Source organism: Azospirillum agricola, from assembly GCF_020005195.1.
GTDB lineage: Bacteria > Pseudomonadota > Alphaproteobacteria > Azospirillales > Azospirillaceae > Azospirillum > Azospirillum agricola.
Genome location: NZ_JAIFZR010000004.1, coordinates 585393 through 610629, shown reverse-complemented (window position 1 = coordinate 610629; position 25237 = coordinate 585393). Strand labels below are relative to the sequence as shown.

19 protein-coding genes are annotated in these 25237 nt (G+C 69.4%); 6 read left to right on the top strand and 13 right to left on the bottom strand.

The features are described 5' to 3' along the window. Positions 1–28: 28 nt before the first annotated feature. On the top strand, positions 29–4141 hold the full coding sequence (locus tag JN22_RS11590; protein ID WP_085554070.1) for a cellulase family glycosylhydrolase: 4113 nt from the start codon (positions 29–31) through the stop codon (positions 4139–4141). A 190-nt stretch (positions 4142–4331) separates the two neighbouring features. Beyond that, positions 4332–4559, top strand: a complete 228-nt coding sequence (locus JN22_RS11585; protein ID WP_085554069.1) for a DUF2188 domain-containing protein — start codon at positions 4332–4334, stop codon at positions 4557–4559. Between the two features lie 18 nt (positions 4560–4577). Here JN22_RS11585 and JN22_RS11580 read toward each other — a convergent pair whose 3' ends face one another. The 8 genes from JN22_RS11580 to JN22_RS11545 form a co-directional block, all read right to left on the bottom strand. Then, the gene (locus JN22_RS11580) at positions 4578–5660 is read right to left on the bottom strand and encodes a spore photoproduct lyase family protein (RefSeq protein WP_085554068.1); all 1083 of its coding nucleotides are present in this window, start codon (positions 5658–5660) and stop codon (positions 4578–4580) included. A gap of 165 nt (positions 5661–5825) precedes the next feature. After that, positions 5826–6830, bottom strand: a complete 1005-nt coding sequence (locus JN22_RS11575) for an SDR family oxidoreductase (protein WP_085554067.1) — start codon at positions 6828–6830, stop codon at positions 5826–5828. Between the two features lie 117 nt (positions 6831–6947). Beyond that, positions 6948–8540, bottom strand: coding sequence for an MFS transporter (locus JN22_RS11570; RefSeq protein ID WP_085554066.1), 1593 nt, complete (start codon positions 8538–8540; stop codon positions 6948–6950). Continuing rightward, a complete protein-coding gene (locus JN22_RS11565) occupies positions 8537–9733 on the bottom strand; it encodes an HlyD family secretion protein (RefSeq protein ID WP_223677684.1) in 1197 nt (398 codons plus the stop codon). Before JN22_RS11565 ends, JN22_RS11570 begins: the two co-directional genes overlap by 4 nt. Next, a complete protein-coding gene (locus tag JN22_RS11560) occupies positions 9730–10968 on the bottom strand; it encodes a cytochrome c (protein ID WP_085554064.1) in 1239 nt (412 codons plus the stop codon). Before JN22_RS11560 ends, JN22_RS11565 begins: the two co-directional genes overlap by 4 nt. Continuing rightward, positions 10965–12737: a GMC family oxidoreductase gene (locus JN22_RS11555; protein ID WP_085554063.1), complete on the bottom strand. Its 1773-nt coding sequence runs from the start codon at positions 12735–12737 to the stop codon at positions 10965–10967. The genes JN22_RS11560 and JN22_RS11555 overlap by 4 nt, the downstream gene beginning before the upstream one ends. Before the next feature lie 12 nt (positions 12738–12749). Next, complete coding sequence (locus JN22_RS11550; protein ID WP_085554062.1) at positions 12750–13514, bottom strand: gluconate 2-dehydrogenase subunit 3 family protein; 765 nt, start codon at positions 13512–13514, stop codon at positions 12750–12752. Between the two features lie 242 nt (positions 13515–13756). Next, on the bottom strand, positions 13757–14332 hold the full coding sequence (locus tag JN22_RS11545) for a hemerythrin domain-containing protein (protein WP_085554061.1): 576 nt from the start codon (positions 14330–14332) through the stop codon (positions 13757–13759). A 287-nt stretch (positions 14333–14619) separates the two neighbouring features. On the opposite strand from JN22_RS11545, the gene JN22_RS11540 reads away from it, so the two are divergent. The 3 genes from JN22_RS11540 to JN22_RS11530 all read left to right on the top strand — a co-directional run bounded on the left by JN22_RS11540 (position 14620) and on the right by JN22_RS11530 (position 15307). Next, positions 14620–14862 (top strand): hypothetical protein, encoded by a 243-nt coding sequence (locus tag JN22_RS11540; protein ID WP_085554060.1) that lies wholly within the window; start codon positions 14620–14622, stop codon positions 14860–14862. 64 nt (positions 14863–14926) lie between these two features. After that, complete coding sequence (locus JN22_RS11535) at positions 14927–15064, top strand: hypothetical protein (protein WP_179166128.1); 138 nt, start codon at positions 14927–14929, stop codon at positions 15062–15064. Between the two features lie 24 nt (positions 15065–15088). Continuing rightward, positions 15089–15307: a hypothetical protein gene (locus JN22_RS11530; RefSeq protein ID WP_143268264.1), complete on the top strand. Its 219-nt coding sequence runs from the start codon at positions 15089–15091 to the stop codon at positions 15305–15307. 90 nt (positions 15308–15397) lie between these two features. Here JN22_RS11530 and JN22_RS11525 read toward each other — a convergent pair whose 3' ends face one another. The 3 genes from JN22_RS11525 to JN22_RS11515 all read right to left on the bottom strand — a co-directional run bounded on the left by JN22_RS11525 (position 15398) and on the right by JN22_RS11515 (position 20120). After that, on the bottom strand, positions 15398–18817 hold the full coding sequence (locus JN22_RS11525; protein ID WP_085554058.1) for a DEAD/DEAH box helicase: 3420 nt from the start codon (positions 18815–18817) through the stop codon (positions 15398–15400). Positions 18818–19318: 501 nt separating this feature from the next. Next, positions 19319–19822, bottom strand: coding sequence for a YciE/YciF ferroxidase family protein (locus JN22_RS11520; RefSeq protein WP_085554057.1), 504 nt, complete (start codon positions 19820–19822; stop codon positions 19319–19321). Between the two features lie 139 nt (positions 19823–19961). After that, positions 19962–20120 (bottom strand): hypothetical protein, encoded by a 159-nt coding sequence (locus tag JN22_RS11515; protein WP_179166127.1) that lies wholly within the window; start codon positions 20118–20120, stop codon positions 19962–19964. A 396-nt stretch (positions 20121–20516) separates the two neighbouring features. Between JN22_RS11515 and JN22_RS11510 the strand changes: the two genes are divergently transcribed. Further along, positions 20517–22199 carry a Hint domain-containing protein gene (locus JN22_RS11510; RefSeq protein ID WP_143268263.1) on the top strand — a complete coding sequence of 561 codons (1683 nt, stop codon included), beginning with the start codon at positions 20517–20519 and terminating at the stop codon, positions 22197–22199. A 7-nt stretch (positions 22200–22206) separates the two neighbouring features. Here JN22_RS11510 and JN22_RS11505 read toward each other — a convergent pair whose 3' ends face one another. Together JN22_RS11505 and JN22_RS11500 are read right to left on the bottom strand one after the other, a co-directional pair. Continuing rightward, the gene (locus JN22_RS11505; RefSeq protein WP_085554055.1) at positions 22207–23388 is read right to left on the bottom strand and encodes an FAD-dependent oxidoreductase; all 1182 of its coding nucleotides are present in this window, start codon (positions 23386–23388) and stop codon (positions 22207–22209) included. Continuing rightward, entirely contained in the window at positions 23378–25219 is a 1842-nt protein-coding gene (locus tag JN22_RS11500; protein WP_085554054.1) for a LodA/GoxA family CTQ-dependent oxidase, read from the bottom strand. Before JN22_RS11500 ends, JN22_RS11505 begins: the two co-directional genes overlap by 11 nt. Positions 25220–25237: the final 18 nt, after the last annotated feature.

Genomic DNA, 25237 nt, shown 5'->3' with positions numbered 1-25237 from the left:
GCGTCACTATTGGCCCGGAGTTCATTGAATGTCCAAAATTGCTGACGGGTTCCTGAGCACCAGCGGAAACCAGATCGTTGATGCCAATGGTCAATCGGTTCGCCTGATTGGCGTAAACTGGGGTGGTGCCGCAGGTTCGCCGATCAATGCGCAAGGGGAAGGGGACACCCTCTATGCCCCTATGGGGCTCGATCAACGCAACTACAAAGACATGATGGATCAGATGGTTGCAATGGGTTTCAACACCATTCGCATCCCCATCAGCAACCGTATGCTCGATGCCGACGTGCTGATTGACGACCTTCAGCCAAGTCTTGGCGTGCGCGACCCTTTGCTGAGGCCCGACAGGATCTCCCAATGGCACAATCCTGATCTTTATGACGGCGGAAACGTTCTGACGCCGTTGAAGGTCTTGGACAAGATCGTCGATTATGCCGGCCAAGTCGGCCTCCGCATTATCCTTGATCATCATTTCACCAGCCATGAAGCATCCGCCTATACGGCCTTCATGAAGAATGGACTCTGGTACGATGATGACCCTCAGGGTCTTTCCAGGGTTTATGATCGGGAAACGGTGGAAAAGGATTGGGTTTTTCTCGCCAAACACTATGCCGGAAACCCCGCCGTCATCGGTGCCGACCTTCAGAACGAAACGACATCCATGGATGGGGGGAAGGCAACATGGGATGGAACCGGGTCGGCCACCGACTGGAAAACAGGCGCTGAGGAACTGGCGAACGCGATACATGCCGTGAACAAGGATTGGCTGCTGATCGTGGAAGGGATGGATTGGTCATCCAATCTCTCGGCCGTCGCCACTCAACCGATCCAGCTTGCAGACCCTTCAGCCATGAACAAGCTGATTTATTCTCCACATGCCTATAGCCAATATGACGAATGGAGAATTGATTATGCTCCGGGAAATACGGAAAGCGAGAAAATTCAGAACTGGGCAAACTCGTTTGGATCTCTGTGGGATTCGAGATTTGGGTATATCTACCAACAGAATATCGCTCCAATCCTTGTTGGTGAGTTTGGAATAGTCGTCTCCGACGAGAAAAAAGTGGCTTGGGGAGATAATCTTGTAAAATATCTGAATGGAGATTTTGACCTGAACGGCGTGAGCAATCTCGTCGGCAACCAACTGGGCATGAGCGCGACCTACTGGACATGGAACGCCGACGACAACAACGATGGCTACGGCCTTACCGAAGGAGAGTCCGGGGGGGCATGGCGGGACATCGGATACCAGTATTACCAGCACATTCGCCCTCTGATCCAGCAGACCGGGGGGTATCTGGAGTCGATCGGCGGTGTCGGAAACGACGCGCTGACCAGCGGCGGAGGCCCGGGCCAAGCCGTTTTCCTGGATGGCGGGTTGGGGAACGACACGCTGTACGGTGGCACCGGCGATGACATGCTTTTTGGCGGGGCCGTCAACGCCGACGCCGATCCGGCTGGCAATGCCACTGGTGGTGACGATGCACTGTACGCCGGCGACGGCAACGACCTCGCCGACGGTGGTTCCGGCAACGACACCGTCGATGGCGGTGCTGGCAACGACACCCTAATCGGCGGTGGCGGCAATGATTCGATCCTTGGCGGCGACGGCGACGATACCCTGTTCGGCATGGATGGCACCGACACCCTCCTGGGCGGTGCCGGCCACGACTGGCTGCGCGGCGGCACCGGGAACGACAGCTTGAATGGCGGACTCGGCGACGACACGCTGAACGGTGGCGCGGGAGCGGACACGCTGTTGGGAGGCGGCGGCGACGACACCATCGATTACGGCGGATCGGTCCATGGTGTGTCGGTCAACCTGACGACCAGCACGGCGGCGGGCGGGGACGCTCAGGGCGACGTGATCTCCGGCTTCAGCCACGCCATCGGTGGCGACGGCAACGACACCCTGTTCGGTGACGCCGGCGCCAACCGCCTCGCCGGCGGCGGTGGTAACGACACCCTGGTCGGCGGCGACGGCAACGACACCCTGATCGGAGGCGCCGGCAGCGACCTGCTCACCGGAGGCGCCGGGCTGAATCGCTTCGAATTCACCACCTACGGCAACGCCGGCTCGGCCGACCGGATCACCGACGCGAAGACCGGCGACGTCATCGCGGTGACCGGGCTGACCTTCACCGGAGCCGTGACGTCCGGAAGCGGCGCGGGGCTCGGGCTCGGCGGCATCCGCATCGAGGCGAGCGGCAACGACACCATCCTCCACATCGGCACCGACGCCACGCCGGGCAGCGATCTCGACATCGTTCTGGCCGGCGCCTATACGGCGGAAAACTTCATCGCCAGCGGTTCCACCATCACCATCACCGACGGGCCGCCGCCGGAGGAGCCGGCCTCGGTTTCCATCGCCCCGGCCGTCGTTTCCCAGGCCGAGGGCAACAGCGGCACGACCAGCTTCGTCTTCACTCTGACCCGGACCGGCAGCACGGACACGGCGAAGACCGTGCAATGGTCGGTTGCCGGGTCGGGTTCCGCCCCGGCGGACGCCGCGGATTTCGGCGGCACCTTCCCCTCGGGCACCGCCACCTTCGCCGTCGGAAGCCCCACCGCGACCATCAGCGTTGCGGTTCTCGGCGACACCGCCGTCGAAGCGACCGAAGGCTTCACCGTCACCCTGCAAGCCCTGCCCAACGATCCCACCGTTTTCACCACCGCGACGGCCCAGGGCGTCATCTTGAACGACGATTCCTCCCAGCCGACGCCTCAGACCTATTACCTGACCTCCGGACCCGACAACTGGACCGGCACCACGGTGGCCGATCAGGTCTTTGCCGGCAACGGCAACGACACGGTGGATGGAGGTGACGGCAACGACCAGCTGTTTGGCGAGGACGGAAACGACAGCCTGATCGGTGGCGGCGGCGGCGACCAGCTCTACGGCGGTGCCGGAAACGACACCCTCTGGGGCGGGGCCGGCATCGACCACATCCAGACGGGAAGCGGTACCGACACCATCGTCTTCAAGCTGGGCGACAGCTACGATTACGTGGATGACTTCACGGCCGGGGCCGGCGGCGACGTCATCGACCTTCGCTCCATCACCACGATCCACAGCCTGGCCGACCTGACCCTGACCCAGAGCGGCGCCAATGTCGCCATCGACATCAGCCCGACGGACGGGCTGACGCTTGGAAACCTCCAGGTCTCGTCCCTGGTCGAGGCCAACTTCCTGTTCGCCCCCTCGCAATGGTTCGGCACCAGCGGCGCCGACGTCATCACCGGCGGCGACGGCGTCGACCAGATGTATGCGGCCCAAGGCAACGATACGCTGTCCGGTGGGGCCGGCAATGACCAGATGTTCGGTGAAGACGGCAACGACGTCCTGTTCGGTGGTGCCGGCAACGACGTGATGTCGGGCGGAACCGGAAACGACACACTCGCGGGTGGCATCGGGAACGACTATCTGGTCGGCGGAACCGGCAGCGACACCTTCGTGATGGCTCCCGGCGATGGCTACGACTATGTCGGGGACTTCCAAGCCGGCAGCGGCGGGGACATCATCGATGTTCATTCCATCGCCGGCATGACCAGCCTTGGCGCGGTCATGGCCGGCGCGACCCAGTCGGGCAACGACACCGGCATCTATCTCGGCAACGGCACGGGCATCACGCTGGCCGGTGTCAGCCTCGGCAGCCTCACCGCCGCCAACTTCCGCTTCGCCGCAACGCCCGAGTACGGCACCGCGAACGCCGACCAGATGATCGGCACGGCCGGCGACGATGCCCTCATCGGGCTCGCCGGCAATGACACCCTCGTCGGCTACATCGGAGACGACAGCCTTCTTGGTGGCGAGGGCAACGACCTTCTGTCCGGCGGCGACGGCGCCGACACGCTCGATGGCGGGGCCGGCAATGATTACCTGGAGGGGGGAAGCGGCAGCGACGTGTTCGTCTTCAATCCCGGAGGCGGCTACGACTACATCGGCGACTTCGCCACCGCCGCAGGGGGAGACGTCATCGACCTGCGGGGCTGGACGTCGATCCACGGCATGGCGGATCTGACGCCCCACCTCACCCAATCGGGGAGCAACCTGGCCATCGAACTCGGATCGACCGACGGGATCACGCTCGCCAACGTGCAGATGTCTTCCTTGAACAAGACCCATTTCCTGTTCGCGTAACGGGGCACTGGGATCGGCGCTGGGCCTCCGCCCAACTTCTCCACCGGAAACGAGAGGGTGGGCGGGGGCTCGCGTGCTTCCGCCCATCCGGTGGTGCTGGCCTGGAGGGGCGGCACGGGATATACCAGGGCCTCCCAAAAGCCGTTGCCGGCTTCGCCGGGATCGGAACTGCCCTCACCCCGAGGTCTGGATGCCCCTGTCTCCCGTCTGGTCCGTCCGTCACATGGTCACCCGCATCCATGGCTGCGATCTGGCCGTCACATGGCGGCCGGACGGCTGGCTGTGGTCGGTGACGGTCGCCGGTGAACCGATCGCCAAGGGGACGGCGCGCAGCCAGGAAGGCGCCCAGGACGCGGCCGTCCGGGCGGCGCGACGGCATGTCGACGACGGCGGCAGGATGCAGCTTCCGCTGTTCTGAGCGGCGGACCGGCTCCGGTCAGAAGGCGTAGCGGACGCGGCAGTAGGGCATGTGGCGGGCGAGCAACTCGCGGAACATGGCGATCATCCGGCCCTTGAGGGCCGCCCGGTAGCGGACGTTGACGGCGCCGTTCTCCGAGCGCTTGGGCTCCTGCCAGCGCGGCGTCCACAGCCGCTCCTCCGCCTTGGGGTGCCAGCGCAGATTCAGGTCGTGCAGTTCCTCGTTGTGGGTGAGGAAGATCACCTCGGCGGCGATCTGGGCGCGGGCGCGTTCCGACAGGGCGGCGTCGACTTGGCTGAACAGTTCGGCGTAGGCGGCGGTCCAGCCCTCATAGACCACCACCGGGCTGAAGTTCAGGTGCACCTCCCAGCCGGCGCGGACGAACTCCTCGATGGCGGCGATGCGTTCGGGGATGGGTGCGGCGCGGACATCGAGCGTGCGGGCCAACTCGGCCGGCATCAGGCTGAAGCGGATGCGCATGCGGCCGGCCGGGTCGTAGTCCAGCAGGTCGCGGTTCACGTATTTGGTGGCGAAGCTGCCCTTGGCGTTGGGCAGGCGGCGGAACAGGGCGGTGAGGTCGCGGACGTTGTCGGAGATCAGGGCGTCGACCGAGCAGTCGCCGTTCTCGCCGACGTCGTAGACCCAGGCCAGCGGATCGACCTGGTTCGCGTCCGGCTTGGGCCCGAGCCGGCCGGCGTGACGGGCGATGGCGGCGGTGATGCCGTCGATGTTGACGAAGGTGGTGATCGGGTTGGCGTAGCCCTTGCGCCGCGAGACGTAGCAGTAGGCGCAGGCCATGGCGCAGCCGTTGGAATGGGACGGCGCGATGAAATCGGCGCTGCGCCCGTTCGGCCGCACGGCGAGCGTCTTCTTGACGCCGAGCACCAGCACGCTGCGCTTGGTGCGGACGTAGCTGTCCAGCTGCTCGGCGTCGCCGTGCAGGTCGGGGATGTTCCAATGCGAGGCGATCGTCACCCGCTCGGCGTCGGGGAAGCGGGCCAGGATGGCGCGGCCGCGCGGATGCTCGGCCGCCGCCGGCTCGGCGAGGATGCGGGTAACCTCCAATGGGGGCAGGGCCAGCGGGGGCAGGGCGGTGCTCATGGTCGCATTGTACACCTCGTCGCCATCGTTGCGCAGTCTGCCACGTTTGTTTCCCAATGCGGCGTTGCGATGTTGCGCCCAGGGGGGCGATGGAATGCCGCGTTGTCCCATTCACCTTTCGGGAAGCTCGGCCGGGATCCATGCCATAGAGGCCGGTGCCGACCGTCAGCGCGGAGAGCGGACGCTGCCCAAAAGGTAGCCAAACCCGCCGGCCAGGACCAAGCCCGCCATCAGCGCGGTTCCGCGCACGGCGCCCGCCCCGGCCACCAACCGCAGGCGGTGACGCGGCAGCCCGAAGCGGCCGCGCGTGCGGTGCAGGCCCTCCACCGGCTGGAACAGGTTGTCCGGCCGGCCGGGCCGCTCGCGCTCCTCCGTTTCCTGCCCCTCCACCGCGGCGTGGGCAAGGTAGCGGTCCCCGACGCCCGGCAGCAGGCTGTTGCCCAGGATCGCCTCGACCGTCGTCGTGCCCAGCCAGTAGTCGCGCTTGGGATGCTCGGCCGCGTGCAGGATGGCGTGGGCGATGTCCTCGGGCTGGAAGACCGTCCCCATGGGGCGGGCACGGTGCGGCATGTGGCTGCGCGCCCACTCGAACTGGGGGGTGTTGACCGCCGGCAACTGCACCATGGTGATCCGCACCCGGCTGCCGTCGTGCAGCAGTTCGGAGCGCAGGCTGTCGACGAAACCGACGATGGCGTGCTTGGCTCCGCAATAGGCCGCCTGCAAGGGGATCGAGCGATGGGCGAGGGCGGAGCCCACCTGGATGATCGTGCCCCGGCCGCGCGGGCGCATGGACCGCAGAGCCGTCTGGATGCCGTAGGCCGAGCCGAGATAGGTCACGTCGGTGACCCGCCGCAATTCCTCCGGCGTCAGCGCCGTCACCGGCCCGAACACCGTCACCATGGCGCTGTTGACCCACACGTCGACCGGTCCGAAAGTCTGCTCGAGCCGGTCGGCGGCGGCGGACAGGGCCTGGGCGTCGCTGACGTCGAGGGGCAGGACCAGCCCCCGTCCACCGAGCCGCTCGACCTCGCGCCGGACTGTTTCGAGCGCGTCGCGCGATCGCGCGATCAGCCCGATGGAGGCCTTGTGCCGCGCCGCGAAGGCCAGCGCCGTGGCGCGACCGACGCCGGCGGACGCTCCCGTGATGCAGACGACCGGACCTGACTTCATGCTCTGTGCCCTCGTGACAAGCAACCATGTGCCGGGTCGGCAACGCATGGCGATGGTTCAGGTTCCGGCGGCCGGTGGCTTTCGTGGCCGAACGGGCCTGTCCGCTGGACCCTGCCGTCACGCGGCGGGGGCGGGGCGCAGCAGGGCGATCAGCAGCAGGCCGCCGACGACGAGCCAGCCGATCACCAGGAAGCCGTCGGCGTAGGCGAGGACGTAGGCCTGCTTGCGCACCACCCCGGCCAGGAGCGAGGCGGCCCGTTCCGTGGCCTCGGCGTCGCCGGCCGAGCGGGCGGCGACCCGCGCGGCGGTGCCGGCGAGCCGGCGCACGGTGTCCGGATCGCCGGCCTGGACGTTCATGCCGAGCGTGAAGGAGTGGAACTGCTCCCGCACCCGCACGAAGGTCTGCATGAAGGCGGATCCCAGCTCGCCGCCCAGCAGCCGCGCGGTCTGCATCAGGGCGCCCAGCGTCAGGATGTGGGCCGGGGACAGGTTCTTGATGTTGAAGAAGATCAGCGACGTCATCGCGAAGGACTGGCCGAAGGCCTGGAGCATCTGCGAGGCGAGGAAGGTCTCGCCGATCCAGTCCGCCGTCAGGCGCGCGGACAGGAAGCAGGCCGCGCCGACCGCCGCGAAGCCCGCCGCCATGGTGACGCGGGCGTCGGCGCGGCGCAGCAGGGTGCCGATCAGCGGCGCCAGCAGGAACTGCGGCAGGGCGATCAGCAGCAGCGTGTCGCCGACCTCCATGGCGCGGTAGTTGTTCACGGTGATCAGGTATTGCGGGATCAGGTAGGCGGTGGACAGCATGACCAGCCGCAGCAGCACCAGCAGCAGGCAGAGCAGCGGAATGTTGCCCCGGAAGATCGCGCCGAAGGTGATCCAGGGGGTGGGGCAGGTCAGCTCCTGGACGACGAAGGCGGCGACCAGCAGCCCGCCGGCCAGCAGCAGCCCGACGACGAGGCCGGAGTTCAGCCAGTCCAGCCGGTTCCCCTGGTCGAGCGCGGCGTAGAGCAGGGCGAAGCCGGCGCTGGCGTAGAGGATGCCCCACCAGTCGGCCGTCGCCAGCAGGTCGCGCCGCGTCGGCTCGCGCGGCATCCCGACATACACGCACAGCCACATCAGCGGCGCCAGCAGGGCGGTGTCCCAGAACAGCCAGTGCCAACTCAGGTTCTCGATGACCCAGCCCTCGACGGAGGCCGAGAGGTTCAGCGACAGCTCGATGTTCATGGCGTAGACGGCGATGCCGTAGACCACGAAGCGCGGCGGCAGGTTGCGGACGATGAAGCCGATGGTCAGCGGGATGAAGGTGCCCGACGACAGGCCGGCGAGCGCCTGGCAGGCCAGCACGCCCGGCAGGCTGCCGGTCAGCGGCAGGGCAAGGGCCGCGACCCCGTAGCTGGCCGCCGAGACCAGCAGGATGCGCCGGGGGCCGAAGACCGCGCCGAAGAAGGCGGCGGCCGGCGCCACCGCCATCTGCGCCACCGTGTAGGCGGTGGTGATCCATGCCCCCTCGTCGAAGCCGGCGCCGATGGCGCCACGGATGTCGGCCAGCCCGAAGGCGGTGATGCGGGCGGTCAGGGTGGAGATGATGGCGCCCAGCAGCACGCCGAGGATGCCGACGACCGGGTGGTGGGTGATGACCGGAGCTGCCCTGCGGCGGGCGCCGCGGCGGAAGCGGAGAAGCAGGGGACGGCGCGCCTCGGCGGCCGTCACGACCCGCCCCCGCCGGCCGGGGCGGTTCCGGAACCGACGGTATCGCCCCTCGTCGTGTCGGCCCCCGAGGTGTCGATGCTGACCTCGACCGACATGCCCGGCCGCAGGCGGTCCATCAGCGGGTGCGGGGTGTCGAGGACGATCTTGACCGGGATGCGCTGCACGACCTTGGTGAAGTTGCCGGTTGCGTTCTCCGGCGGCAGCAGGGCGAACTGGCTGCCGCTCGCCGGGGAGTGGGACTCGACACGGCCCGTCAGCGGCGTGTCGGGGAAGCTGTCGACCCGGATCGTCGCCGGCTGGCCGACGCGCAGGCGGGTCATCTGGGTTTCCTTGTAGTTCGCGACGATCCAGACGTTGGGCAGCGGCACCAGGGTGATGATCTGGCTGCCGACCGCCACGAATTGGCCGGGACGGGCCTGCCGCTGGCCGACCATGCCGTCGGCGGGGGCGCGGATGGTCGTGCGGTCCAGGTCGATGCGGGCGAGCGCCAGCGCCGCCTCGCGCTGCTGCCGGGTGGCGCGCGCCTGCCGCTGCTGGACGTCCAGCCCGCCGAGCGTCGCCTTCTGCTGGTCGATCAGGGCGCGCCCGGCGCCGAGCGCCGCCTCGGCGCGGCGGGCCGCCGCCTGGGCCTGTTGCAGGGCCTGGAGGGTGCCGGCCAGCCCCTGTTCGGACAGATCCTGCTGGCGCCGCTCCTCCAGGCGGGCGCGCCAGGCGTCGGCCTCCAGCCCGTGGGCGTTGGCTTCGGCCTGGTCGATCAGGGCTTGCTGGGCGCGCTTCTGGATGTCGAGCAGGGCGATCGCCGCGTCCGCCGCTTCCAGCGCGGCCTCGGTTTCGGCGACGCGGGCGCGGTATTCGTCGTCGGCGATGACGGCCAGCGGGTCGCCGGCCTTCACCCATTGGAAATCGCCGACCGGCACCGAGCGGACGGTTCCGGAGACCTGCGCGGCCAGCGGCGTGGTGTCGGCCTGGAGGTAGGCGTCGTTGGTCGTCTGGCGGACGGCGGAGCCGACCCAGCGGTCCCAGCGGGTGACGAAGGCGGCCAGCAGCAGCAGGGCCAGCGCGAGCACGGCGCTGCGCACCAGCCAGGGGCTCCAGGCCACCGGCGCGGCCGTGGCCGGCGGAGTGGCGGCGGCCGGGGCCGCCAGGGCGCGCTCCGCGCCGTGGTCCGGCCCCCTATGGTCCGGCGGCGTCACCGCGCCGCCACCGCCCTGCGGACCTTGCCGACGTCGGCGGCGGAGACCGGTCGCGCGGCGTTGTCCCAGGCGTTGCGGATGTAGGTGACGACCACCGCCACCTGATCGTCGGACAGCCGCCAGCCGAGCGGTGGCATCGCCGGGGCGGTCGGGCGCGCGTCGGTGGCCACCCCGCGCGAGCCCTCCAGCACCAGCCGGATCAGCGTTGCGGGGTCGTCCGCCTGCACCACGCCGCTGCCGGCCAGGGTCGGGAACAGATGGGTCTGCCCGGCCCCGTCGCCGCCATGGCAGGCGGCGCAGCTGTCCTGGTAGATGGCGCCGCCGGCCCGCATCCGGTCGTCGTCGGCGGCCAGCCGGGCCGGGGCCTCGCCGCCCGGCGGCGGCTGGTCGAGCAGGTAGGTCGCCATCGCCGCCAGATCGGCGTCGGTCATCTTCGAGCTGGAGTTCCGGATCTCCTCCGCCATCGGCCCGGAGGCGATGGTGGCGTGGTTGGCGCCGGTCTTGAGGTAGGCGACGAGCTGCTCCTTCGACCAGTTGCCGATGCCCGTCCGCGTGTCGGTGGTGATGGCCGGCGCGTACCAGGCCTGGAGGTTGGCGCCCTCCAGCGCGCGGTCGTCTTCGTCGGCACCGAGCGCGGTCTTGGGCGTGTGGCAGGTGCCGCAATGGCCAAGCGCCTCCACCAGATAAGCGCCGCGGTTCCATTCCTCCGTCTTCCGCGGGTCGGGGCGGAAGCGGCCCGGCTCGAAGTTCAGCAGGTTCCAGCCGGCCATCGACAGCCGGATGTCGAAGGGGAAGGGAAGCTGGTTGACGTCCACCGCGTTGTTCACCGGTTCCAGCGTGGTCAGGTAGGCCCAGAGGGCGCGGACGTCCTCGTCGGTCATCTTGGTGTAGGCGGGGTAGGGCATCGCCGGGTAGAGCCGCTTGCCGCCCCGGCCGATGCCCTCGTGCAGGGTGCGGCGCAGGTCGTCCTCGGTCCAGGCGCCGATGCCGGTCTCGCGGTCGGGGGTGATGTTGGGCGCCACCAGCGCGCCGAAGGGCGTGTCGAGCCGCACGCCGCCGGCGTAGGGCTTGCCGCCGGGCACGCTGTGGCAGGCGACGCAGTCGGCGGCGACGGCGACGTAGCGCCCGCGCTCGACCAGCTCGTAATCCTGGCTGTCGGCCCGGATGGTGCCGGCGGCCGCGAACAGCGCCACGGCGGCGGCGGCGAAGGCGGCGGCTGGACCGAGCCTGCTCATGCCTGCACCAGCGGGCCGGGGGCCTTCAGGTACCGGCTGCGGATGGCATCGGCCGCCCGAAAGGCCAGCGCGCCCACCGTCCCGGTCGGGTTGTAGCCGGAATTTTGCGGGAACACGTTCGCCCCCACGGTGAAGACGTTCGGCACGTCCCAGCTTTGCAGGAAGGGGTTGACGACGCTGGTCGAGGGGTCGGCCCCCATCGCGGTGCCGCCGACCACGTGGGTGGACTGGTAGGGCACCACCGACCAGGGCCGCGTGCGCGGATACTCGACGACCTCGCGCGCGCCCATGGCGCGGACGATCTCCGCCACCTTCCCGGTGACGTAGGCCGACATCCGCACGTCGTTCTCGGGGAAGTCGAAGGTGATGCGCATCAGCGGCCGGCCGAAGCGGTCCTTGTAGGTCGGGTCGAGGTCGAGGAAGTTGCCGCGGTCGGCGTAGCTGCTCGCCTCGCAGCCGACGCTGAGGTTGCTGAGGTAGCTGTCGCGCATCGCCTTCTTCCACCCCGACCCCCAGGTCGGGCTGCCCGGCGGGGTCGGCCGCTTGGAGATCGGCTCCGCCCCGATCGGCGCGCAGCGCGTGCTGCCGCCGCCGAGGAAGCCCAGCGGGCCATGGTCGAAATTGTCGTTGTTGAACTCGTCGATCGCCATGCCGGTGGCGCCGCCGCCGATGAAGTTGTTGAAATTGTACTTCGCGGGATCGAAGAAGCCGACGGCCTGGTTGGCCATCTGGTAGCAGAAGTTCCGCCCCAGCGCCCCCTTGCCGGTCTGCGGGTCGTAGGGGGTGCCGATGCCCGACAGCAGCATCAGCCGGACGTTGTCGAGCATGAAGGCGCAGAGGACCACCAGATCGGCCGGCTGCTCGAACTCCTCGCCGGAGCTGTCGACGTAGGTGACGCCGGTCGCCTTCCTGCCCGTGGAATCGAGGTTGACCCTCATCACCTCGCACAGGGTCCGCGCCTCGAAGTTCGGCTTGCGCATCAGCACCGGCAGCACGGTGGTCTGGGCGCTGGCCTTGGAGTAGTTGGCGCAGCCGTAGTTGGTGCAGAAGCCGCAGAAGGTGCATTGCCCCATCGTCACGCCCAGCGGGTTGGTGTAGGTGCGCGACAGCAGGGCGGACGGGATGGGGAAGGGCTTGTAGCCCATGCTGGCGGTGGTCTCGGCGAACAGGGTGGGCCCATAGGTCTGCATCATCGGCGGGTTGGGGTAGTCGCGCTTGCGCGCGCCCTCGAACGGGTTGCCGCCCTCCTGTTTCTCGCCGTTCAGGTTGCCGGCCTTGCCGGAGATGCCGGCCAGATACTCGAACCGGTCGTAAAAGGGCTCCATGTCCTCGTAGGTCAGGCCCCAGTCCTGGATGGTCATGCCGTCGGGGATGGCCTGGGCGCCGTAGCGCTCGCCGTAGTGGGAGCGCAGGCGGAAGTCGGCCGGCGAGAAGCGCCAGGTGATGCCGGCCCAATGGACGCCGGCCCCGCCGACGCCGTTGCCGGGGTGGAAGCTGCCGAACTGCCGCATCGGCAGCGCCGTCTGGCCGACGTTGTTGCGCGCGGTGACGGTCAACTGCGCCGGCCGCAGCATCAACTCCTGCCGGGAGTTGTAGCGCAGCTCGTCGGGGGCGTAGCCGATGTTGAAGTCCTTGGCGGTGTCGCGCCAGGGCCCGCGCTCGATGGCGACGACGTCCAGCCCCTCGTCGCACAGCTCGTTGGCGAGGATCGCGCCGCTCCAGCCGAGCCCGATGATGACCACGTCCTTGTGGGGGAGTTTGCTCGCCATCCCGTCAGCCCTTCATCGCCCGGTCGCCATCGCCCAATCGCCCCGGCCGCCGATGGCGACGGGGGGAAGCGGGTATTTTTGGTTGTGCTTGAGAACATGGTCCCGGTAGTCGTAGCGGGTGCCGGGGAAGCCGATCATCCTCCAGCTCACCATGTCGCGGTTGCCGCCGTAGATCGGATCGGCGAAGAACCCCTCCATGGTGTTTTGCAGGATCAGGCTGAAGAAGCCGCCGGAACCCACCGGCCCGTCGAAGGCGACGGCGTCCTTCTCCATCTCGGTCAGCAGCGCGTCCTTCTGGTCGGGCGTCAGGTCGGTGAAGCCCTTGCCGGCCATCGTCCGGCGGCAATGCTCGTCGAGCGCCTTCAGCCCGTGCCGGTATCTGGCGACGGGGGTCAGGTCGCTCTGGTCGCCCTGGGTGGGAAGGCCGGGCTGGAAAGGCCCCAGCCTGTAGAGCCGGCTGGAATCGCCGTAATGCCCGGCGAGCTGGCGGTCGATGAACACCGCGCAGCCGGCGTCCTTGCCGCTGACGCTGAGGTCGTCGGCCGGAATCAGCCGCTCGACGATGGCCTCGACCAGTTCGCCCTCGCGCGGGGTGAAGACGGTCCAGGGGCCGGGCAGCACCCGCTCCGGCGGGTCCGCCGCGCCGGCGTCCCAGGGCAGGCCGGTTCCGAACAGCGTGCGCGCCTTGGCTCCCGACGCCGCCAGCGCCACCAGCCCCATCGCCGTCGAGGCGAGAAAGCGGCGTCGGCTGGTGTGGAAGGGATGGGGACTGCTCATTCTCGGCCATGCTCCCGTCAGCGTGGGAATCGCGGACCGGCGGAGCGTCGCCGGCACGCGGGTTTCCCGGCTCAAACGGTGCCTTGACGGCGTGGTTCCGTCCCCTCCCACGCATGGCTGTGCCGACGGAACAGGCGGGTGGGTGTACCCTGGCCTTCCGGGGTTTGGGACCGCTCCAAAGCGTCGATGCCGGACGCCGCCGGAGGGATGTCCCTTCGGCATTTCCCCGTGGCGGGGCCGCGCTACAGCAGAAGCGCCTTCTCGCGCGCGACGTTGCCGGAGAGGCTGACCACCGCCCGCTCGTCCAGGGCGCGGCGGAGACTGGGAAAATCGACGGTCTCCTCCTGCCGGATGTGTTCGGTGACGACGTGCTTCAGCTCGTGCGCCACGGCCAGCCAGCGCGGATCGTCCTTGGCCATGCGCTCCAGCGCAAAGAGGTGCATCTTCATCTCGGCGTGCTCGCCGTAGAGCCTCCGGGCGTCCTCGTCCAGATGGGCGTCGTCGCGCAGCATCGGGTAGACCACATCCTCCTCGGCCACCGCGTGCGCGGCCAGCCGCCGCTTCAGGCGCAGCAGAAGCTGCGTCCGCCGCACCGTCGCGTCGATGGGCGTCCGCACCATCTCGGACAGCAGGGCGAGGATGTGCCGGTGGTCGTCGGCCAGCGCGTCGAAGGGATCGCGCCCGGCGCTGGCCCGCGCCGTCCCGGCCATCTGCGCCACCAGCGGCGGCAGGAGCCGGCTGGCGATCACCGCCAGGGCCGCGCCACCCGCGAACGCCGCCATTCCCTGCATGGAAAACCAACCGCCAGACCGTGCCATCGCTCCCGCTCCCTCATGATGGTGACGCCGATGGATGGAAAACATGAGGCCGCGCGGGCCGTTCCGCCCACCCGCTTCCGTTGCCGGAAGGACCTGGGTCCGGAAAGCTCGGCCGGAAGCACCCCCGGGGGGCGGCCTGCACAATGGGCATATGCCACCCGGTCAGGGGAGGTTCCGCACCCCGCGCTGTTCAACCTGGGGTCCGGCACGCTTCGGACGGCCGTGGGGGAGGCCGGTTTTCATCCGGCGCCCCCCGCGCAACGACCATCAAGACGAAGGATGAGGCGATGACCAAGCAGACTGGCAACCAGGATCAGCCGAACCGGGCGGACAAGGCGCGGGCAGACAAGGCGCGGGACGAGGCCGAGCGGACCAAGCGGGCGGTCGACAGCATGGGCCTGGGCAACACCCCCCATGGCGGGGATGACCCGCAGCATGGGAACAACAGCAATCTGGCCCAGACGCCGCTGCCGTCGGACACCGGCGGCAAGGGGCATGTCGGCGACACCCCGGTGAAGGATCAGGCGTAGCGGGACCTTCCGGGCCGCGCCCGCACCGCCTGTTGACGTCGCATCAAACCAACGGGAGCGACTGATGAGCGACAAGCCGAAAGACGACCATGCCCCGAAGCCGGGAACCGACGACGGGCGGGACAGGACCCTGACGGAAAAGGAGGAGGACGAGGCCGGTGGCGCGAACAAGACGACGCCGGGCCCGATATACGACGTCTGACCATTTTCAAGCATGGAGAGCATCATGGACGACGAACCCGGCAAGGATCGGCCGACCCCAGGCGCGGTCGGCGGTCGGATGCCCGAGCCGCCGGCAACCCCGTCGCTCGGGCAGGAGCATGAGCCGCAGGGGACCGGGGTGAAGCGCCCGCCCGCCGGGCCGGCGGACGACAAGGCTGCGGACGACACGGCGACGGATGACCGGGCAGGCCAGACACGGGAGCCCGGATACGACGAGGCGTGACCGCGCCGGCAACCGGAACCAAGGAGGCCCCCATGTCCGGGGGCCTCCTGCTTTTGGATCCCGCCGTTTCTGAACGCGGGCGGTCAATGCTCAGCGGCCGGCGGCTTCACCGCGCGTTGACTCGACGGCGTCGAGGCAGCGTGCGGCGTTGGTGAGCGAAGCGGCGGGATCCTCTGACGCCAGAGCGGCCGTCACCCGGTCCCCGCGGGCCAGGAACAGGCCGTCGGACCGCTTGGCGAGCTGCGTGCACCGTTTCGCCGCCGAATCGCCGCGCAGGGTCAGCGCCACGCCGGCCGGCCCGACCTTGAGCGCCGCGATGCCAAGCCGCCGGCAGCGGCAGCGCAGGGTGGCGACGTCGAGCAGACCTTCCACCGTTTCCGGCAGCGTTCCGAAACGGTCCTCCATCTCCTCGCGCAGGGCATCGACGTCGGCGGCGTCGCGCATGCGGGCGATCCGGCGGTGCAGGCCGATGCGCAACTCTGGCTCCGGGATGTAGGCGGCGGGGATGGTCTGCGGCACCGCCACCGTCACCTCGGGTGTCCAGCCCTCGTCCGGCTCCCGCCGCAACGCCCGCAGCGCATCGGCGAGGATGCGCTGGTACAGCTCGGTTCCGACGGCGCGGCGATGGCCGGTCTGGTCGGTGCCCAGCGGGTCGCCGCCGCCGCGCTGGTCGAGATCGAGCAGGCTCAGCGCGAAGCCGCCGCCGAGGCTCTCGATCAGCTCCAGCGAGGCGAGCCGGCGGGCGGCGCGCTCCTCCAGCGGATGGTCGGGATCGGTCATCAGCCAGGCGTAGCCCTGGACCGCTCCCCGGCCCACCCGGCCGCGCAGCTGGTGCAGTTGCCCCAGCCCGAACAGGTCGGGACGGAACAGCAGCAACGTGTTGGCGCGCGGGATGTCGATGCCGGATTCGATGATCGGCGTCGCCAGCAGCACGTCGCTTTCGCCGTCGACGAAGCCCATGACGGCGTCGTCCAGCGCCTGCGGTCCCAGCCGCCCGTGCGCCACGGCGATGCGCAGGCCGGGCACCAGCGCGCGGAGCCACGCCTCCAGCGGCTTCAGGTCGGCGACGCGCGGGACGACGCAGAAGGATTGCCCGCCGCGCGCGTGCTCCCGCAGCAGGGCGGCGCGCGCGATCTCGGGGTCGCGGGGGATCACCGTGGTGCGCACCGGCCGGCGGCGGGCCGGCGGGGTGTCGATGACGCTGAGGCCGCGCGTGCCGGCCAGGGCGCCCTGGAGGGTGCGCGGGATCGGCGTCGCGCTGAGGGCGAGGCTGTGAACCCCCCTGGTGCGACGGCGCAGCGCCTCCTTCTGGTCGGCGCCGAAGCGTTGCTCCTCGTCCACCACCATCAGGCCGAGGCGCTGGAAACGGGCCTCCCTGGACAGCAGGGCGTGGGTGCCGACGACGATGGCCACGGAGCCGTCGGCCATCCCGGCGCGCACCCGCGCCGTCTCCGCCCCGTCCATCGCGCCGGTCAGCGGCTCGATGGTGACGCCGAAGCCGGCGAAGCGGCGGCGGAAGGTGTCCAGATGCTGGCGGGCGAGCACGGAGGTCGGCGCCATCACCGCGACCTGGAATCCGGAGAAGACGACGGCTGCCGCGGCCCGCAGGGCCACCTCCGTCTTGCCGTAGCCGACGTCGGCGCAGACGAGATGGTCCATCGGCCACCCCCTGGCCATCGAGCCGATCACGTCGGCGGCCGCGCGGGCCTGCCCCTCGGTCGGGTCGAAGCCGAAGCGCGCGGCGAAGCGGCGCATGCGGTCGGCGGGCGGGGCGATGACCGGCGCCTTCTCCCGCGAGCGGCGGCGCGCGGCGACGAGCAGCGCCTTGGCGGTGTCGGCGATCTCCCGTTCCAGAACGGCGCGGCGTTCCAGCCAGGAACCGTTCTTGAGGGTGTCGAGCCTGGCGCCGCTGTCGCTCGACCCATGGCGCCACAGCCGGTCGAGATCGGCGGCGGGCACCAGCAGCCGGTCGTCGCGGGCGTAGTCGAGAACCAGGAAGTCGCCCGCCTGGGCATCGCCGGTCCCGTCGCCGCGCTTGTCCGTCTGCCCAATGGTTTCCAGCCCGACCAGCCGGCCGATCCCGTAATCGAGATGCACGACGAAGTCGCCGGTGGACAGCTCCGCCGGGGCGAGCGGTGTCCGGATCGGGGCGTCGCGCGCGGTGCCCGCCGCCCGCCGGGGCGGCACGAGCACGGTGACGCTGTCGCAGACGAACCCGTCGGCTACCCGCAGCGGCATGACGGCGCAGCCGCCGGCGGGCAGTCCGTCGCCGGGCCAGCGGTCGGGTCGGCGCGCCTCGATCCCCAGCGTCCTGGCGGCTGCCGCGGCGAGACGGTCCGCCTCCGCGCCGTCGCCCGCCGCGATGAGCACGCGGGCGCCCTCGGCGATCAATGCGCTCGCGCGGCGAAGCAGCGTGCGCTCCGAGCGCGGTTGTTCCTCGGGTCTTTCCGCCACGACGAGGTCGACCGTGGCGACGCGGCGCCCGGCGAGCAGGGCTTCGAAGGCGGCGGCGTCGATCAGCCGGTGCTCGGGCGGCGGTGCGGGCAGGGGGCTGGGGGTGGTCCGCCGGAGACGACGGTCGATGTGGACCTCCCGCAGATCCTCGGCGCGCGCCTCGATCCGGTCGCGGGCGCCCGCGTCCAGCACGATCGCGGCGTCCGGCGCGCAGTCGAGCAGCAGCGGGCAATCGTCGAAGATGACCGGCAGCAGCCGGTCGAAGGCGTAGGGGCGGCGCCCGGCCTCGATGGCGGCGCGCATGTCCTCCGGAAGCGTGGCGCCGCGCCCGGCGAGGGCCGCGCCCAGACGGTCGAGCGTCGCGGCGTCGGTGACGATTTCGCTCACGGGATGGAGGGTGACGGCGTCCACGGTCCCGGTGGAACGTTGGGAAACCGGGTCGTAGAGTCGCAGCTCGGCGACGATCCCGTCGGCGATCTCGCAGCGCACAGGCCGGTCGCCGTCGCCGGGGAAGACCTCCACCACCGCACCGCGGATCGCCACCTCGCCGGGTTCGTCCACCCGGTCGTCCAGCACATAGCCGGCGCGGGCGAAGAAGGCCCGCCACGCCTCCTCGTCGACGGGCGCGCCGCGCTCGATGCGCAGAATCCCGTTCGTCCAGGAACCGGCGGGCGGCAGACGCTGCAAGGCCAGTTCGGCCGAGGCGAGGATCAGCCGGCCGCCAGGGCCGGACGGTTGCGCCAGGGCTGCCAGCCCGGCCATGCGTCGCCCCAGCACGGCGCGCGACGGCGGCACCCGGTCGCCGGCGGTGGCCTCGTCGACCGGAAGCAGCAGGACGTCGAGGTCCGGCGCCAGATCGCCGACGGCCCAGGCCAGACGGGCGGCGCGGCTGTCGCTGCGCGCCAGGAACAGGACGCCGCCCGGACGCCGGGCGCGTTCCATCAGCCGCACCGCCAGCTCCCCCTCGCTGAGGACCGTCAGGGTATCGCCAGGCGGCTCCGCCGGCGATCGGGACGATGGAGGCGTGTGCGTGGCGGAAGGGGTGCCGTCGAACATCGTGTCATCACTCCGGTCAGGGCTCCGGTCGGATCGGCGGGCCGCGGCTGCGATGCCTTCGACGACAACGGCCCGCAACCCCGTCTGTGCCATTTGCCGTCGCCGCCGCTTCCGGGAAGGCGTCCGCTCTCCGCGAGCCGATCCCGGAGCGGCATTGCCTAAAGACATAGGCGAAGTGCGACGCCGGGCATGGGCGTCCTTCCCCTGGCCGGGGCCGAGGCGGGCATCATGATCCGGTCCCCCGCACTCTTCCCAAACTGCCCGCTCCCGGTTCGGCGGCGGCCGTGGCCGGCGGGCGCAGCTTGCGACGAGCATCGCGCCGCTCAAGGCCGCGCCCGCGACCGGCGGCTGTGGACCGTGCCGGGTTTTCCGGCGGCCATTCCGGTTGAAGCACGCCGCCATGGCAACGCGCTTGGGGCCGGGAAGCGCCGCGGAGCGGCCCGGATCCTCCAAGAGGCGCCGGACGGGGTTTCGATCCTCCGGCGCCTTGGCAGGGGTGCCTCATGCGGCGGCGCGGTTGACCCTGGATTCGGCCAGCGAGGTCAGCTTGAGGTCGGTCGCCTTTTCCTCGTCGAGATTCTTCTGGAGCACGGCGGCGCAATCGCCGCGCCCCAGCTCCTTCGCCCAGGCGATCAGAGAGCCGTAGCGGGTGATCTCGTAATGTTCGACGGCCTGCGCCGCTGCGATCAGCGCGGCGTCGAGGACCTGCTTGTCGGCGACATCGCCGGCGACCTCGTCGGCCTCCTTCAGGATGCCGTCGATGGCCGGGCAGGTGACCGCTTCGGGCGTGACGCCGTGCATCGCGAACACCTGCCTCAGCCGCTCGACCTGGCCCTCCGTTTCACGCAGATGGGTTTCGAAGCCCTGCCTCAGTCCTGGATCGGTCGCCTTCTCGATCATCTTGGGCAAGCCCTTGAGAATGCGGTTTTCGGCGTAATAGATGTCCTTGAGCTGATGGACGAAGAGATCGTTCATCGTTTCGATGTCTTTGGTGAACAGGCCCATGATGGTATCCCTCGCGGTTGGGTTGGTCGCGGTTGGCCTCGGGGCGGCGTGGGGCCGCCATTCTCTTCAATAAGCCGGCATCCCGGAGGGTTCCGGCGGCGAAAGGGCACTGGCCGGATGGCCATGGGACCGGCCAGCCTCACCCCGGCAGCCGGTAGGCGCGGTCGGGCTCCTCGGTCGGGCAATCGTTGTGCTCGGCGTGGAAGGCCGCCGACCGTTCATGGGCAAGCCGGCGCGCCAGCATCACCGAGCCGAGCGGCCGCTGGGCGGCCAAACCATGCCAGGGGCTGTGAAGCAAAGCCGGTCGTCTCCGGCCACACCAGGGACGCGTTCTCCACCGGCACGCTGTCAGATCTGTGGCTTTCCGGTCCTGATGCCGAAACCGATGCAACCGTGGGGCCTTGCCGCCATCGCTGTGTCTGCTCGGATAGGGGGATTTTTCTGAGATTAATACAGCTTTTAAATTTTATAAATCGCCTTGAGTCGATTTTTAGTCCGTTGGAGATTGATTGTGAAATCCACGATTGAAAAACAAATGTTATCGATTCAAATATAATTTCTGAGCCGTCGAAAATCATACGGGAGTAATCATTGTGATTCTCCTGTTGTTCCTCCGTAAAAAAACATACGCACCCTAATCAATGATTTTTGATTGCTCAAAATCTACAGAACAATTGATTGGAGGGTTTGACCCATGATTGTTGCATTGACCCAGCCCCAGAACGATCGGCTGGCCGGGGTTCTGGAGATTCTGAAAACGAACAACAATCCGGCGGCCGGCGACCCGGTGCATACGGCGTTCCTGAAGGACAACGCCGAACGCAGTGGGATGACCGCCGCCCGCTACCCCGGACTGTTCAAGGCCATCGAGACCGGAGGCGCATCGCCGTTTTCCCAATCTGCCGGCGCCGTGGTGACCAGCAATGCGGCCGGGAACACCGGCGCCTTCACCGACGGTCAGTATGTCGAGTTCATTTCGAGCAGTCGGAGCAACTCGGTGGTGACCGCCCGTGCCGTCCTGACCCGGACCCGGCCGGTGGCCCAGGCCACCGTCTGGCTGAACGTCGTCAACGAGAACGGCAACGTCAAGACGTCGCTGGCTTCCGGCGTTCTGGTCAGTTTCGCCACCCAGACGATCATCGTGGAAACCAATCCGGCGACCGCCCTGCCGCCGTTGCCGGCCGGCACGCTGTCCGGCATCATCTCCTTCGCGATCACCTACCAGGACGGCACGACGGAAGCCTCGTCGACGCTGACCCCCTGGGCCTACCAGGCCTCGCGCGACCCGGTCGTCGTCGACCCCGTCATCCGCAGCGACCGCAAGTCGGGCGACCTGAACGACATCGTCATTGGTCTGGCGCGCGGCTACGACAACAACACGGGCAGCAGGAACAAGACCGACATCGATTACTGGTTCTGGCAGAACCAGCACCAAGACACGCACCTGCTCGTTCCGCTGACCGGAAGCATGAAATTCGATTACAAGCTGGCTCCGCTGAACAGCACCAACCCGATCCTGGAATTCTATCTGGCCCGCAGCGAGGGCGGCACGTCCGAGTTGAAGGCTGCGGACACGTTGCCCTATCTGCCGCATTTCGAGATCGATCCCACCGATTCCGAGGGGCGGACGCTGAAGTTCGCGCTGCGGGCGACCGCCACCACGGCCGGCAACGCCATCAATTTCGGCCTCAGCCCGTGGGTCGCCGACACGCGGACCTTCTTCACCGCCCGTGTGACCGTCCTTTTCGACGATCTTACCCATGGGGTGGGCTGGTCGAGCGTCGTCAGCTCGCTGTCGCCGGACACCGATCCGAGCGACGGCGTCGCCTTCATCAAGCCCATCGTCTATGTCTGGCACTGTCTGGTCGCCGGCACGCAGATCACGCTCGCGGACGGCACGACCAAGGCGGTGGAGGACTTCACGTCCGGGGATGTCGTCGTCAGCGGTGGCGGAACCCGGCCGGTGCAGGCCACGCTGGCGCAGCCGCACAGCGGTCCGATCACCGTGCTGGAGTTCGCCGACGGCGCCACCCTCGCCGGATCGGCCACCCACCCGGTGATGACGCCGGCGGGCACGGTCCAGGCGGGGGCTCTGGCGGCCGGCGACACGGTGCTGACCCGCCACGGGACGACGACGGTGACCGCCATCCGCCAGGAGAACCAGACCAACGGCGGCCTGTTCAACCTGTGGCTCGACCCCGAGGGAGAGGGGCCGACGACCATGATCGCCAACGGCATCGTGGTCGGCGACTACCAGATCCAGGTCCAGCTCCTGCGGGACAGCGCCCAGGACGACCGGGCCGTCCGGGCCAAGCTGCCGGAAAGCCTGCACGCCGATTTCGACAGTTGGGTGGCGGACCGGTCGGTTCCGGCCTGATCCAGGCTCACCGCGCGGCCCGGCGGCTCCAGAAGGGGGCGTCGGGCCAGCGGCCCCCGGCGGCGTAATGGCGGGTCCGCTCGGCCAGATAACGGCGCAGCGTGTCCTCGGCCCGCCGGGCGTAGCCGATCGCCGCGGCGCGGGCCTCGGCGCCGTCGCCGGAGAACCAGCACAGGATGGTGTCGGCAGCGGCCAGCCCGTCGTCGAGCGCGCCGGCGATGCCGGAGGAGGTCAGCGGGTCGAACCCGATCAGCGCGTCGCCGACGACGATCCAGCCGGCGCCGACCGCCCGGTCGATGTGCTGCGAAGCGGCTGGGAAAATCGCCGGGGCCGCTTCGCCGCCAAGGTCGCTTCCGGGTGGGGGAACCAGATCCCGCAGGCGCGCTGTGGCCGCCCAGGCGGACCGGAAGGCCTCCTTGCCGCCCAGGCCGGCGGTGCGGGCGATGTCGTCGTCGGTCATCAGCGTGACGATGGCGCGTCCGCTCGGCAGCACCGCCGCGTACCACCAGCCGATCTCCACCGCCTCCACGAAGGAGCGGCCGGCGAAGCCGCCGCCGGCGGGCTCGCCGGCCGGACAGCCCTCCACGGCCAGGGCGATCAGGCGGTCGAGCCGCCGCCGCCGCGCGCCCAACGCGGTCGCCAGCGGTGCCCGCCGGCCGCCGGCATCCACCACCACACGGGCGGTCACGCTGCCCCGGCCACCGGAATGATCACGGAGCCCGACGGTCCAGCCACCCTCGGGCCGCCGCTCGATCCCGGCGAGGCTGGCGGGGGCCAGAAGGCGGGCGCCGCGCTCCGCCGCCGCGTCGCGCAGCCATTGGTCGAAGCGGGCGCGGTCGAGATGCCAGCCATGGCCGCTGCCCCGGCGCAGGAAATCGTCGGCCGTCAGTTCCCCGCCGCTCCACAGGCTGAGATTGCCGTGATAGGGGCGGTGGCCGAGCCGTTCGAGATCGTCCGGCAGGCCCAACCGGGCCAGCAGCGGTCCGACGTTGGGCGCCGCCGATTCGCCGACCCGCAGCGCGGCCCGTTCCGGCGAGCCGTGGGCGGCGCGGTCGACCAGCAGCACGCGGGGCACCCCGGCCGCGCGCAGGGCGAGGGCGGTGGCGGAACCGGCCGGCCCCGCCCCCACGATCAGGACGTCCGCCGCTTCCGCGTCGCGGAGCGCGCCGGGGAACGCCTCAGGGGACATCGGCCACCAGCGGCCGCGCCGGCTCGCCGATCCCGGCGGTGTCGCCCTGCGAGCCGGGCGTGCGGGGAAGCCGGCGCGCCACCTCGACGAAATGGGGATCGTCGGCGGTGCCGATGTTGAAGACGAAGCCGAGCTGGTCCCACAGCTTCACCATGTCCAGGTCGTCGGCGAACTGGATGTAGTCGTCGGCCTTCTGGTTGTACTCGGTGCCGATCCACGACACCTGCGGCCCGAAGGCCGGACCGGTCTCGGCCAGGAGTTTGGTGGGATCGGGCGGCAGATAGACGAATTCCGGCCGCTGCGCCGGCCACCACCACAGGATCCGCCCCTCGATGGGCTGCGAGGAGCACTCGTTGAAGTCGGCCTGCCAGGGGACGGCCATGTAGCGGCTCACGTCGCCCGGTTCCATGCCGGCCGCCGGATCGAAGCCGAGGCTGAGCGGGCCGTCCGTCTCCGGACGCGCCTTGATGCGGAAGGGGCCGTCGTAGATGGCCGGGTTGCGGGAGATCCAGGTCATCTCGATGCCCGGCGAGAAGGCGCCGCCGACGCAGTTGGCCAGCACGCCGCGGGTGATCGGATCGCCGGCGCTTCCGGCCGGCTCGCCCCCCCGCTCGAACCAGCCGTCGGCCCATTGCTGGAGGAAGAAGTACTGGGTGTCGGTCAGGCGCAGGTACTTCGACGTCGCCGCGGTGACGGTGCCGGGTTTCGAGGCGCTCAACGCGTCGTCGCCGGCCAGATAGGGCATGGCGGTGGCGCCGGTGCTGACGTTCACCAGGACATTCTCGGCGCCGGGCGGGCGGATGATGTCGAGGACATAGGAACGGAACCCGTTGAGCTCGGGATTCGGATCGCCGAGCCTCGCGAAGTCGAAGCTGTGCGGCTTCGGCGGGATCGCCGCGACCCAGGGGTAGCGGGCGACGCGCTCGAAGATCGGCTTGATGTCGGTCTCGAAGAAGGGCTTGTAACCGGTGGCCCCGGCCTTCCAGAGCCCGTCCTCGAAGATGTCGGGGCGAAGCCCCTGCTTGCGCACCACCACGTCGAAGATGGTGTCGTGCAGCGTCACCAGATTGGGGATCTGCGGCGCGTAGGAGGGCGGCCCGACCAGCACCCAGGCGCCGCCGACCTCCACGTCGTCGCCGTTCAGCAGACTGATCGTCACCGACACCGGCCCGTCCGACGTGTCGTCCCACCAGCCGTCGTTGTTGGCGTACTGCCCGATCTTCGGCGACTCGCTCTCCGATCCGGAATGCCCCAGGCCGCCCAGCACCAGAAGACGGCCCTCCGCGTCGGTGCGCAGCTCGCCCAGCGTGTCGATGGGGTAGGGCTTCAGCCCTTCCGGTGGAAAGCTGCCGGCGTAGCCCGGCGGGATGGTGTCGCGGGAGAAGGGCTGCGACGGGGCGATGATTCCCTCGATCGACCGCGGGCCGGCGTCGATGATCAGGGCGCGGCGTTCCTCGGTCGTGGTCCGTTTGGCGTTGCGCAGCGGGTGGTTCGACGCGTAGCCGTCCTCGCCCTTCGAGGTCTGGAACTCGTACCAGCTCGACTTCTTGTTGGCGAGATGGACGTGCCAGCGGATCGCCGACACGTCGTCGCTGCTCAGCGTGATCTCCTCCGGTGGTCCGCCGTCGACGCTGCGCATCACGCGGAAGCGCGCCGCCTGCCGGCGCAGACGGCCGCTCGCGTCGCGGAAATCCTGTTCCCCGACCGTGCGTCCGTCGGGAAGGGTGGGAAGGGCGCCTTCCGTCTCGGGACCGATGTAGAAGTCCTGCGGTGCGTTGCCGACGCGGGCGATGCCGATGGCGGGGACGATGGAATAGACGGTGTTGGACATGGTTTTCCCCTCGCTGTC